The organism is Planktosalinus sp., from assembly GCF_059864935.1.
Genome location: NZ_JCBCCK010000080.1, coordinates 1 through 11,876, shown reverse-complemented (window position 1 = coordinate 11,876; position 11,876 = coordinate 1). Strand labels below are relative to the sequence as shown.

Genomic DNA, 11,876 nt, shown 5'->3' with positions numbered 1-11,876 from the left:
TGCATACTATTCAGGGTATAAAAAAACCCACTAAATAGTAGCGGGTTTTTAATCACAACGTATATCTCTTTAATCGTGGATGACTTTCACTTGTGCTGCAATCACTCCTTTTCTGCCCTCTTCTTCTACGTATTCAACCCTGTCACCTTCATTCAACGCTTCTCCATTTAAGCCAGAGGCGTGTACAAAGATGTCTTTTCCTGTTTCGTCATTGGTTATAAATCCATAACCTTTTGACTCGTTAAAAAATTTTACTGTTCCTTCCATTGTAATAAATAATAAATTAATAATAGCGTAAATATAAAAGATTATTGGCTGAATTGTTAAAAAAAAACCAAAAAAATTTAATTTTTATTGCATTTAATCACTTATTAAGGTGAATCTCATTCCATTAAAAAATGTATTGTCAGCTTATAGTTCAGCCAATCCAAGGGTTCAAAACAGGAAGACAGTTGTTGTTTCAGCGAAAAATTTAATCCCAATATTTTATTAAATAAGCCTTCATTATTCTTTTTGAACAGTAACTTAGAGCCAGAACTTAACATAAAAATTTTAATATGCAAATTCAAATAAATTCAGATAAAAACATTGACATCACAATTGATTCAAAACAAGATTATAAATCAAAAACTGAAAAAAAACTAGACCGATTTGGAAACATCATTACCCGCATAGAGGTTCATTTAAGTGATGAGAATAGTGAAAAATCAGGATTGAACGATAAAAAGTGTTTGATAGAGGCCAGGATGTTAAACAGGCAACCCGTCATTGTAACAGATACATCTGATGTGATTGAAAAATCTTTTTCATCAGCATTAAACAAACTAAGAAGAAAACTGGACTCTATCGTGGGAAAGATGCGTGATCAATAATCACGTATTTTTGCTTTCTTTATTTTTTGACTGCACTTTTTCTTTGTCTTTGTTAGCTTCATACTCCCTCATTTTTTTGAAACTTTCACTGGTAAGCATATAATCTTTGGCACTTTTCCCTTTCCATCTGTGGTATAAAAACGCTGGCATCCATAAAAAAAAACCTATTGCAACTCCCAGACCAATAAACAGCTCGCCTGATTTTAAATCGTCTGCCTTGATATAAAACCCATAGCATACCAATGCCACGGAAATCAGAAAAAGTAAAATGATTAAATATCTCATGGTCGTGCAATTAAATGTTCAATTTTAGTTTTAGCTCTTTTAACTGCTCATCATCAATCGGTGCCGGAGCATCTATCATCACATCTCTGCCTGAGTTGTTTTTTGGGAAGGCAATAAAATCCCTGATGGTTTCCTGACCGCCTAAAATAGCTACAAGCCTGTCCAGACCAAAAGCAATTCCTCCGTGTGGTGGTGCACCATATTGAAACGCTTCCATCAAAAATCCAAATTGTGCTTTGGCTTCTTCAGGAGTAAATCCAAGATAATCAAACATTTTTTCCTGAACCTCCCTGTCATGTATTCTGATAGAGCCACCTCCTATTTCATTTCCGTTCAACACTAGGTCATAGGCATTGGCTTTTACTTCACCGGGGTTGGTTTCCAGCAATTTCATTTGCCCGGGCTTGGGTGATGTAAAAGGATGATGCATGGCGTGGTATCTTTGAGTCTCTTCATCCCATTCCAGTAATGGAAAGTCAATCACCCACAGTGGCGCAAATTCATCTGGTTTTCTTAATCCCACTCTTGTAGCGACTTCCATTCGTAAAGCACTGAGTTGCGACCTTACTTTTCCGGTGTCTCCCGAAAGGATACAAATTAAATCTCCCACTTTAGCTTCTGTGGTTTTTGCTATTTGAAACAAATCATCCTGGTCATAAAATTTATCAACAGACGATTTGTGTGTTCCATCTTCATTGCATCTCACATACACCATGCCCAAAGCTCCAATTTGAGGTCTTTTTACCCAGTCTGTAAGTTCGTCGATTTCTTTACGTGTGTAAGCCGCTCCGCCGGGAATAACAATTCCAACAACTAGCTCTGCATCGTTGAATACTTTAAAATCCCTGTGCTGTGTGACTTCGTTGAGTTCTGTAAACTCCATCCCAAAACGAATGTCGGGTTTGTCATTGCCATACCTTTGCATCGCCTCATCATAAGTCATCCTTGGGAATTTTTCAATATCCACACCTTTAATTTCTTTAAGTAAATGACGCGTAAGTCCTTCAAAAGTATTGAGGATGTCTTCCTGTTCCACAAATGCCATTTCACAGTCAATTTGTGTAAATTCCGGCTGGCGGTCGGCTCTTAAATCTTCATCGCGAAAACATTTTACAATCTGAAAATACTTATCCATTCCGCCCACCATTAACAATTGCTTAAATGTTTGCGGCGATTGCGGAAGCGCATAAAATTGTCCTTCGTTCATTCTGCTGGGCACCACAAAATCGCGGGCACCCTCTGGGGTGGATTTAATCAAATAAGGGGTTTCAACATCCACAAATCCCTGTTCTGAAAGGTATTTTCTCACTTCCATAGACACTTTATGACGGAAGATTAAATTGTTCCTCACCGGATTTCGACGAATGTCGATGTAGCGATACTTCATTCTCAAATCTTCACCGCCATCTGTTTTGTCTTCAACAGTGAAAGGCGGCGTCAATGACTCGTTGAGAATTTCAAGATTTGTAACCAGAATCTCTATTTCACCTGTGGGCATTTGATCGTTTTTTGACTCGCGTTCAATAACTTTACCTGAGGCTTGAATGACAAATTCGCGCCCTAAATCTTTGGCTTTTTCAACCATTTCTTTCGGTGTGCGTTCTTCGTCAAAAATTAACTGGGTGATGCCGTAGCGGTCGCGTAAATCGACCCAAATCATAAATCCTTTATCGCGTGATTTTTGGACCCATCCTGCTAAAGTGACTTCCTGCCCGATATGTTCGGCTCTTAATTCCCCACAAGTGTGTGTTCTGTACATTTTCTTTTAATTCCTTTAAAATGAGAATGCAAATTTAAGAGAAAAAAAATCCCCAAGTAAACTTGAGGACTTTTTCTTATGCTGAGTGAATTATTTTCTTTTGAACTTTATCATTATAAAACCTGATTTTTGCACGGTTCAACAAATAGAACATCGTGGGGATGATCACCAGCGTTAAGAATGTGGCAAATGACAAACCAAAAATAATGGTCCAGGACATTGGTTTCCAGAAAATATTGTTGTCGCCCCCCACATAGATTTGCGGATCAAATTCAGTAAATAGCGTAAAGAAATTCAGGTTTAAGCCCACGGCCAATGGCAACAATCCAAGAATGGTAGTGATTGCCGTAAGGATTACAGGTCGCAATCTGTTGGTTCCTGCTGCTATTATGGCTTCCCTGTATTGTTCACGGGTAAGAAATTTGTCTTCGGGAACGCCCAGTTCCGCTTTTTTACGGTCGATGAGCAACTGGGTGTAATCAATCAAAACAATAGCATTGTTTACCACAATTCCCGCAAGGGATATGATTCCCATCATTGTCAAGAGTATTACAAATTCCATTTGGAAAATCACTAGCCCAAACAACACACCTATAAAACTCAAAACAATAGCCACAAAAATCATAATGGGTTTTGAAATAGAGTTAAACTGACCTACTATGATTAACAAAATCAACATCAGTGCTATGACAAGTGCTCTCGACAAGAACTCCATATTCTTGGCCATTTCCTCCTGTTCCCCGGTAAATTGATAGGTAATGTTTCTGGGCATCGGGTAATTTTCAAGGGCCTTCTCAATTTTCTGCACCGTTTCGGTGGGATTAAACCCTTCCAAAACATTGGAATATACGGTAATCACCCGCTTTAAATCTTTTCTTTTAATAGAGCTGAACGTTGCCAGGTTTCGGGTTGTCACCAAAGTTGAAAGCGGTATCTGTTTCAAATTCCCTTGATTGTCCCTAAAGGTGATGTTTTGGTTGAACAAGGCACTTTCGTCATAACGACTGTCACTGTCAAACCGAACGATAATGTCATAATCGTCGTCTCCATCCTTAAACGTGGAAGCTTCAAACCCATATATTGCAGAGCGCAATGCCTGCCCTACTTGGGCCGTGGTAACACCCAGTTCGCCGGCTTTCATGCGGTCAACCACTACTTCCATTTCGGGTTTGTTTTGGTTAACATCCAGATTCAACTCTTCAATTCCGGGAATATTTAAGCCGTTGATATAGGACTGAATATTTCTGGCTTCTTCAATCAATTCATAATAATCATCACCTTTCAATTCCAGGTTGATAGCATAGCCTGCAGGTGGTCCTGCCTGGTCTTTATCGGTAATGACGCTTGCTCCGGGATAGCCTTGAACGGCATTTCTGATTTCAGACAAAACATCAGAACTACTGATTTTATTATCATTTTCATCAAAACGGTATTTGTATTGCCTGAACAGTACGGTAACTTTCCCCTTATGTGGCATTTCATTTTGGGATGGCCCGTCAACCATAGGGTTCCCTGAACCTTCACCCACTTGTGAGATTATGGACTCTGCCATAAAATTGTAAGTCTCACCATCCTTTTGATACTGGTACTTTTCCAATACTTCAAACACCTGCCGCTCCACAATTTCTGCAAGGGCATTGGTTTTTTCAATATCGGTACCTTCAGGATATTCAATATACACTATCGCTTGATTGGGTTGGTTTTCCGGAAAGAAAAGTACCGGTGGTGTGAATAACAGAAATACTCCAATAGCTACACCGAGCAAGCCTACAGTTCCAAAAAAAAACCGATAGGCATTTCCACCTTTAAGGGCATAATGTAATGTTTTTTGATAGGCCCTTTCAATTTTGGGAAGTGTTTTAAACTGGAACCTTTTTGATGTAGGTATAAGTAAATATTTGAAAAACCATAATGAAATGGAAACAAAAATAAACAGGTTACCAAAACCTATTAATGCTTTGGGGCCTCCCACAAAACCTAAAATGGCAAACAAGACACCTACTGCAAAAACTCCTAACCCCTTTTTAAGAATATGAGTTCTACTCCTATTTTCCCATCCTATTCCAATTAAGATTATTGAAAATATTAAAGTAATAACCCCGAGTATTTTAAAAATTATATGCGTATCTAAAATCCCTGAGATAAGTAACAAAATTCCAAAAACAAACAGGGCGAAACTAATCTTCACTAACGTTTTTTTAGGAATTTCTTCTTCCTGTGTTTTCATAAAAGTAGATGTAAGCATGGCATTGATCACCAATGCTACAAAAAGCGATGAAAACAGTACTATTGATAATGTAAGCGGAAAGAAAATCATAAATTTCCCCATAATCCCGGGCCAGAAAGCCAGTGGCAAAAATGCCGCCAAGGTTGTTGCCGTTGATGCAATAATGGGCCAGGCAATTTCACCCACACCCTGTCTGGCCGCTTCCATTCGGGGTACACCTTCATCCATGAGTCGATAGACGTTTTCTACTACCACTATACCGTTATCGACCAGCATCCCCAGACCCATCACAGTGGCAAAAAGCACCATAGTATTCAGCGTAAGGTTGATGCCAATAATGTCACCTGCAACCGGAAGTATCAAAAATGAAAGTAATATAGAAAGTGGAATGGCAATCCCCACAAAAAGCGCATTTCTAAAACCGAGGAAAAACATCAAAACACTAATAACCAGAATAACCCCAAAGATGATACTGTTTTCCAATTCTGCAACCTGATCTTCGGTTCTGACAGATTCGTCGCTGGTGATTGTAATTTGAAGATTGCCCGGCAAATAAGTATCCAATGCCACAGGAATGTGCTCCTTGATTTTTTCCATCGCGGTAATCATATTCTCACCGGCTTTCTTCTTGATGCTCAACATCACAACAGGCTCACCATATTCCCTTGCGTAAGTTGTGGCATCTTTAGGTCTGAAATTAATCGTGGCGATGTCTCTTAAATACACGGCCCCTTTATCTTCTTTGACAACAATATTTTCAAGTTCATTTGGGCTTTTGATTTCACCTATTACCCTAATGTTTCTGCGCAAACCGTTTTCTATGATATTTCCGCCGGAAATTGTAGTATTTTCATCCTGTATGGCACTGATGATTTGACCAAAACTCACCTCAGCAGCCATCATTTTGTAAACATCAACTGCTACTTCAACTTCTTTGTCCTGAACGCCGAGTAAAGTGGCCTCTTTCACTTCGGGAAACTCTTCAATCCGATCTTGTAAATCCTCAGCAAAACTTTTGAGTTGCTCTTTGGTAAAATCTCCCTTAAGGTTGAGTTGGGCAATGGGCATAATTTCAGAAATGTTGAGGTCAAACACATTCGGCTCAACTTTAACACCTCCGTCAAGAGTGGGCCAGTCTTGTTTGGCTTTAACGGCATCTACCTTGTCTTTTACCCTGATTTTTGCTTCTTCAATGGTGAGTTTTTCTTCAAACTCTACAGTAATCATTGAATAATCCTGCAAGGAGTTTGAACTGATTTTTACCACTCCTGAAATGTCATTAAACTCATCTTCTAGTGGTTTGGTTACACGGCGTTCCACATCCTCGGCCGAGTTTCCCGGAAGGACTGAACTCACATATACCTTGTTTTCAATCACCTCAGGAAAAGACTCCCTGGGTAAGTTGATGTAAGAAAGCAATCCTCCCATAAGCAAAATGCCAATGAGTACAAAAACAGTCATCTTGTTGTTGATAGACCAATTTGAAAGCCCGAAATACTTCAGTTTTTTTTCTGTCATGGGGTTCTAATTTGCAGTTTGAATTGTGATTCTTGCACCGTCTTTCAAAGTTAATGCACCATCTTTTACAATGATATCAGAATCGGTCAAACCGCTTAAAACTTCAACAAGTCCGTTACTCTTTTTCCCGGTTTCAATTTGGGTTCGATTAACTGTAGCATGATTTTCTTCAATTTCGTTTAAAACGAAAACAAACTTTTCGCCGGCTGCGTTTTCTAAAATACAGTTTGTGGGAATGGCAAAAGTATTTTCACTTGTATAATCATTGATCTGAAGGCTGGCCATCAGGTTGGGCTTTATTTTTTGTTCGGTATTGGGAATTTCAACTTCGATTTGAAACGTTCTGTTTGTGGGGTTGATGTAGCTTCCCACCGCAGAAATTTTACCATCAACCACCGTTTGTATGGCCGGGAAACTGACCTGTACAGATGACCCTTTTGAAACACTTTGCAAATAATTTTCCGGAACTGCTGCTTTAACACGCATATCTTTTAAATTCACCAAACGCATCAAAGCATTACCACCCTGACCTACAACCTGCCCCTGTTCTGTGATGATTTCGTCAATTACACCAGAAAACGGTGCACGAATGGTAGTTTTATCCAGCTGGGAACGTAGTTGTTTCACCGAACTTTCGGTAGCTTCCATATTGGCTTTAGCTTGGAGCAGCTGGATTTCACTGCCAATCTGCTGATCCCAAAGGCGCTGTTGTCTCTCGTAAGTGGTTTTTGCCAAAGCATACTGGGTTTCCAGTTGCGCTAGCTGGCTTGACAAACCGCCGTCGTCAATTTTTGCCAAAACCTGACCTCTGGAAACCTGTTGTCCCTGACGCACATAGACATTGGAAAGTACTCCCTGATATTCAGGGAAAATCAGGATATTTTCAGAAGTTTCCACATTGCCTTGAATGGCAACAGAGCGAGTAAAAACGGTATCTTTTACTTCAAAAACGGTTACCAATGGATAACGCAAAGTGGTGTCTTTTTCAGCTATAGCCAGTTCAAGACGGGAAAGAATCCTTCCAATACTGTCAAATGATGTAAGCACTTCTGTCCTTTTTTCTTGCATTTTTTGGAGGTCACCCGACTCGATGACGTCTTCAACAGCTTGAAGTTTTTTATTATTTGAACAGGCCGCAAGGGTTATGGCCAAAATTGTGATATAGAGTATTTGTTTCATTGTAATAAAATATTAGTTGGTAGAGTTTAATATGCGTTCCAGTTCTGCTTTTTGGACGATAACATCCAGCATTGCCTGAAGGTATTCCTGTTGTGCCGCATACAGTTGCAATTGTGCCTGTCGTAATTCAAAGCTTCCGCTGAGGCCTTCAAAGAATTTGATTTGATTTTTTTTCTCAATGCGTTCTGCCAGGTTTAAATTTGATTTTGAATTTTCATACTTGTCAATAGCAAATTGATAGTTGTTTTTTGCATTGTTGGCCTCAAGTTTAATTTTTTGTACCATTTCGTCAAATTCGGTTTTGGACTGATCAAAAGCAATTTCGGCACGTTGGGTTCTGGCCCTTCTTCCCAGCGAACTGAAAATGGGCACTTGTAAACTCACTCCGGCAATAGAAGACTGAAACCATCTTTGGTCTGAATCCAGAAAGGTGAACGTTTCACTGTTGGCCTGTGTGCCATAGTTTATAAACGCACTGAGTGTTGGATAGGCTTTGTAACGCTCCTGTTTGAGTTCAAGGCGCCGTTGCTCTGTAAAATTGTTGGCTATGCGGTAATCGATATTCTTTTCAAGAGATAAATCTGTGCTGAGCAGTTGCAAATCAATGTTTTCAGCAATGAGTTTATCCAGATTATCAGTTAAGGTTACTTCTGCTTCAAGGTCTATTCCAAGGGTTATGTTGAACAACTGTTTAGAAAGATCAAGAACGCGTTTGGCATTTCTGAGCTGAATATCGACATTAGACAAGGTGATTTGAAGCTGCTCTACGTCTTCTTCTTCGGCGAGCCCGTTTTTGAAAATTTCGGTGGTTTCCCTCAGATTCTTGTCCAAAGTGGCTTTGTTGCTTTCAAGTATATCAATGTTTTCACGTGAAAGCAGTACATTGCCATAGGCATTGACTACTTCTTTCCGAATCATCGAGTTTGTCTTTTGCTCCATATTTCTGGAGTATTCCAAAAAAGTTTTTGACGCCTGAAGCGCTACTATATAAGACCCGTCAAACAACAGCTGGTTTAAAGTTGCGGTAGCCGTCATGGTTTGAGGAACTCCAAAAACCAACGGCTCAAATGTTCCGGGTTCGCCGCCAAAAAATTCGCCGGGTATCAGGGTTACTGGCTGTTTGATGTTGTTTCTATAATCAACTCCGGCGTTGATTTGCGGTAAACCTGTTGCTGTAGTTTCCCATTTTTGCTTGAGTGCTGCCACAACGTCTCGTTGTGCATTGATGGCCGTATAGTTACTGTCCAAAGCAAAAGTGATGGCTTCTTCCAAAGAAAACGAATAAGAATTTCTTTGTTGGGAATAGCCCATTATACTTGCAAACAGGAATACTGTAGTTAAAAGTCTGAGCATGATTTAGTTTTGATTGATGTGTTTTATTAGTTCTTTTTCTCCTTTTGTTGTTACAATTCCACGCAAGTGATATTCCAAAAACATGTCAACTACTTCATTGGGACTGTATATTTCCGGAGGAAACAAATCCTGATTTTTTATACCGGTAGCTCCCAAAAAATGAAATCGCCCAATCACTTCAGGGTTAATTTCTTTCCTGTAAAAGCCTAACTCCTTACCTCTTTCTAAATTGGCTATGATGCATTCATGCATAATAGTAAACTGGCTCTCTTTCAGGTTTTTGTATATACGTGGATAATATTTCTGTAGTTGGTGTTGCGGCGAAGCTTTTTCATTTTTGAGCAATTGCTTGATAAACGCATTAATTTGAAAAAGTTCTGCAATAGGGTTTTTGTGTTCTTCCCTGATACACTCAATCCCGGTACAAATAAAATGGAACACATAATCTGTTGTGGCTTCAACCAGTTTGTTCTTATTGGCAAAATGCTGGTAAATGGTCTTTTTTGAAATTCCCATTTCATTGGCAATATCATCCATGGTCACACTTTTAAACCCAAGGTTTAAAAATAGCTCGCTCGCAACTTCTAAAATTTTTTCTCTCATAACGGGGAGCAAATATAGAGTGGAAACTTTTAATACAAATAAAGTTTCCAAAGTTTTTACACAAAATTAACAATGGAAATTGAGAGCACCTATATCCTGTTTCTTTAGAAAAAAGTATTTTAGCAAAAAAATTGATGTTTCATGACTTCACTTGACGCCTTAAGGAAGGCTTTTTTAATCCATCTCTCCACCCGGTTTTCTGTGCCTAAGGAACCCCAAAATCTTTATGCTCCAATTCATTATATATTGGATTTGGGCGGAAAAAGACTTCGGCCAGTGCTTACACTGATGTCCTGTGAACTTTTTGGGACTCCTTTTGAAAAAGCGCAAAATGCTGCTTTGGCGGTTGAATTGTTTCATAACTTTTCGCTCATTCATGACGATATTATGGACAAGGCACCTTTACGCAGAGGGAAAGAAACCGTTCACGAAAAATGGGACATCAACACCGGTATCCTTTCGGGGGATGCGCTTTTAATTTTAGCTTATCAGTTATTTGAAAATTATGAGCCGGAAACATTTCAAAAGCTGGCTAAACTTTTCAGCAAAACGGCCATAGAAGTTTGTGAAGGGCAACAGTATGATATGGATTTTGAAGCTCGGGACAATGTTTCGGTAGACGAATACCTGCATATGATCAATTTTAAAACCGCTGTTTTAGTGGGTGCCGCCATGGAAATGGGTGCCATTGTAGCCGGTGCTTCAGAAAAATCACAATCGGCTATTTATGAATTTGGTCGCAATCTGGGTCTTGCCTTCCAACTTCAGGATGATTATCTGGATGTATTTGGCGACCCTGAAACTTTCGGAAAACAAGTGGGCGGGGATATTATTTCCAATAAAAAAACCTACTTATTTCTAACGGCACTTAATGATTTGCCTAAGGCAGACTCGCGGGAACTGGAGCACCTATACAACATACAGCCCGAAAACCCGGCTGAGAAAATTGAAGCTGTAAAACGCTTGTTTGAATCATCAGGAGCAAAAGAAAAAACAAAAAACAAAATCAAGGAGTATACAAATGTTGCCATCAATTTACTGAACGAATTGGACATTAGTCAAACCGGAAAAAAAGAATTGACTGATTTTGCCAACAACTTAATTTACAGGACAGTTTAAAAATAGACTCGCACAAAAGGGATTAAGGCAGCACCGTAAATGTTTCTGTTTTTATTGTAAAGCACGTTATAACGGGCACCAATGGTAACATTCCCTGTTCTAAAGCCTACACCGAGAAATAAGGCCTCCTGAAAATAATTGTCTTTAATATTTCCTTCCGGAAACAAAAAAGTCTGGTCAACCTGCAATCCCTCCAACTCAGCTGACAGTTGAATTTCTCTGATAGGGTTAAAAAGGCCAATGATACTTCCGCCATAGGCAGATACTCTGTAATCATTTCGCTTGTCATTCAAATGGACATAACTCAGACCCAAACCCGCACTAAAATAGGGGTTAAAGTTATAAATAGCACTTGGGGAAATACTTCCGAAGAAAAATCCGTTGCCAAAATTCATTCCCAAACCACCGCCAAAACTCACATTTCCCCAAAAAGGATTAGTTTCCTTTTGAGTGGCAGATGGTGTTACTTGAGCATTTAAATTAACTGAAACCACAAGCGATAAAACAATTGTAAAAATCAATGTTTTGGCCATAATTTTTGCATTACTAAATGAATCTTAAATATAACAACATTTTTTTACTATGATTTGGAAATATTGTACTTTTGCCCCAATTTATTTGAATTGTACAAGAACGTACCTAAACTATGGATAAATTTTCTTTCTTAAATGCAGCACATTCACAGTTTTTTGCTGACCTCTACGACCAATATCTTGAAAATCCCGACAGTGTTGAACCCAGCTGGAGAGCTTTCTTTCAGGGGTTTGATTTTGGGCAAAACGGCAGCGCAACCACTGCCGATTTGGTTGAAGATCCTGATGCTTTTTGTGAGCCGCAACTTCAAAACCTTGAAAAGGAATTCAGGGTAGTCAAATTAATAGAAGGCTACAGAAAAAGAGGCCATCTTTTCACACTGACAAACCCTGTTAGGGAAAGAAGAAAGTATGAACCTAAACTGGAT

Annotated in this window: 11 protein-coding genes; 3 read left to right on the top strand and 8 right to left on the bottom strand. The window is 39.2% G+C overall.

Features of this window, described 5'->3' with window-relative positions:
- Nucleotides 1-69: 69 nt before the first annotated feature.
- Nucleotides 70-267 carry a cold shock domain-containing protein gene (locus AC6F75_RS03545; protein WP_500713571.1) on the bottom strand — a complete coding sequence of 66 codons (198 nt, stop codon included), beginning with the start codon at nt 265-267 and terminating at the stop codon, nt 70-72.
- Nucleotides 268-557: 290 nt separating this feature from the next.
- On the opposite strand from AC6F75_RS03545, the gene AC6F75_RS03540 reads away from it, so the two are divergent.
- On the top strand, nt 558-872 hold the full coding sequence (locus AC6F75_RS03540) for an HPF/RaiA family ribosome-associated protein (protein WP_500713570.1): 315 nt from the start codon (nt 558-560) through the stop codon (nt 870-872).
- Here AC6F75_RS03540 and AC6F75_RS03535 read toward each other — a convergent pair whose 3' ends face one another.
- From AC6F75_RS03535 to AC6F75_RS03510, 6 genes are all read right to left on the bottom strand, one after another.
- On the bottom strand, nt 873-1,157 hold the full coding sequence (locus AC6F75_RS03535) for a hypothetical protein (RefSeq protein WP_500713569.1): 285 nt from the start codon (nt 1,155-1,157) through the stop codon (nt 873-875). It lies immediately after the preceding gene.
- Nucleotides 1,158-1,167: 10 nt separating this feature from the next.
- Complete coding sequence (gene aspS, locus AC6F75_RS03530; protein ID WP_500713568.1) at nt 1,168-2,916, bottom strand: aspartate--tRNA ligase; 1,749 nt, start codon at nt 2,914-2,916, stop codon at nt 1,168-1,170.
- A gap of 76 nt (nt 2,917-2,992) precedes the next feature.
- Nucleotides 2,993-6,661 (bottom strand): efflux RND transporter permease subunit, encoded by a 3,669-nt coding sequence (locus AC6F75_RS03525; protein ID WP_500713567.1) that lies wholly within the window; start codon nt 6,659-6,661, stop codon nt 2,993-2,995.
- 6 nt (nt 6,662-6,667) lie between these two features.
- On the bottom strand, nt 6,668-7,840 hold the full coding sequence (locus AC6F75_RS03520) for an efflux RND transporter periplasmic adaptor subunit (protein ID WP_500713566.1): 1,173 nt from the start codon (nt 7,838-7,840) through the stop codon (nt 6,668-6,670).
- Nucleotides 7,841-7,852: 12 nt separating this feature from the next.
- Entirely contained in the window at nt 7,853-9,193 is a 1,341-nt protein-coding gene (locus tag AC6F75_RS03515) for a TolC family protein (RefSeq protein WP_500713565.1), read from the bottom strand.
- Between the two features lie 3 nt (nt 9,194-9,196).
- Nucleotides 9,197-9,796, bottom strand: coding sequence for a TetR family transcriptional regulator (locus AC6F75_RS03510; RefSeq protein WP_500713564.1), 600 nt, complete (start codon nt 9,794-9,796; stop codon nt 9,197-9,199).
- 141 nt (nt 9,797-9,937) lie between these two features.
- On the opposite strand from AC6F75_RS03510, the gene AC6F75_RS03505 reads away from it, so the two are divergent.
- Nucleotides 9,938-10,915: a polyprenyl synthetase family protein gene (locus AC6F75_RS03505; RefSeq protein ID WP_500713563.1), complete on the top strand. Its 978-nt coding sequence runs from the start codon at nt 9,938-9,940 to the stop codon at nt 10,913-10,915.
- On the opposite strand, the gene AC6F75_RS03500 is transcribed toward AC6F75_RS03505, so the two are convergent.
- Nucleotides 10,912-11,448, bottom strand: coding sequence for a hypothetical protein (locus tag AC6F75_RS03500; RefSeq protein ID WP_500713562.1), 537 nt, complete (start codon nt 11,446-11,448; stop codon nt 10,912-10,914). The genes AC6F75_RS03505 and AC6F75_RS03500 overlap by 4 nt on opposite strands.
- Before the next feature lie 113 nt (nt 11,449-11,561).
- Here AC6F75_RS03500 and AC6F75_RS03495 point away from each other — a divergent pair.
- Nucleotides 11,562-11,876: 2-oxoglutarate dehydrogenase E1 subunit family protein (locus AC6F75_RS03495; RefSeq protein ID WP_500713561.1), on the top strand; the 315-nt coding region annotated here is incomplete at its 3' end.

Excerpts from the sequence above, each read along its gene's own strand:
- AC6F75_RS03545 (WP_500713571.1), bottom strand. The coding sequence starts at position 267 with ATGGAAGGAACAGTAAAATTTTTTAACGAGTCAAAAGGTTATGGATTT.
- AC6F75_RS03540 (WP_500713570.1), top strand. The coding sequence starts at position 558 with ATGCAAATTCAAATAAATTCAGATAAAAACATTGACATCACAATTGAT.
- AC6F75_RS03535 (WP_500713569.1), bottom strand. The coding sequence starts at position 1,157 with ATGAGATATTTAATCATTTTACTTTTTCTGATTTCCGTGGCATTGGTA.
- aspS (WP_500713568.1), bottom strand. The coding sequence starts at position 2,916 with ATGTACAGAACACACACTTGTGGGGAATTAAGAGCCGAACATATCGGG.
- AC6F75_RS03525 (WP_500713567.1), bottom strand. The coding sequence starts at position 6,661 with ATGACAGAAAAAAAACTGAAGTATTTCGGGCTTTCAAATTGGTCTATC.
- AC6F75_RS03520 (WP_500713566.1), bottom strand. The coding sequence starts at position 7,840 with ATGAAACAAATACTCTATATCACAATTTTGGCCATAACCCTTGCGGCC.
- AC6F75_RS03515 (WP_500713565.1), bottom strand. The coding sequence starts at position 9,193 with ATGCTCAGACTTTTAACTACAGTATTCCTGTTTGCAAGTATAATGGGC.
- AC6F75_RS03510 (WP_500713564.1), bottom strand. The coding sequence starts at position 9,796 with ATGAGAGAAAAAATTTTAGAAGTTGCGAGCGAGCTATTTTTAAACCTT.
- AC6F75_RS03505 (WP_500713563.1), top strand. The coding sequence starts at position 9,938 with ATGACTTCACTTGACGCCTTAAGGAAGGCTTTTTTAATCCATCTCTCC.
- AC6F75_RS03500 (WP_500713562.1), bottom strand. The coding sequence starts at position 11,448 with ATGGCCAAAACATTGATTTTTACAATTGTTTTATCGCTTGTGGTTTCA.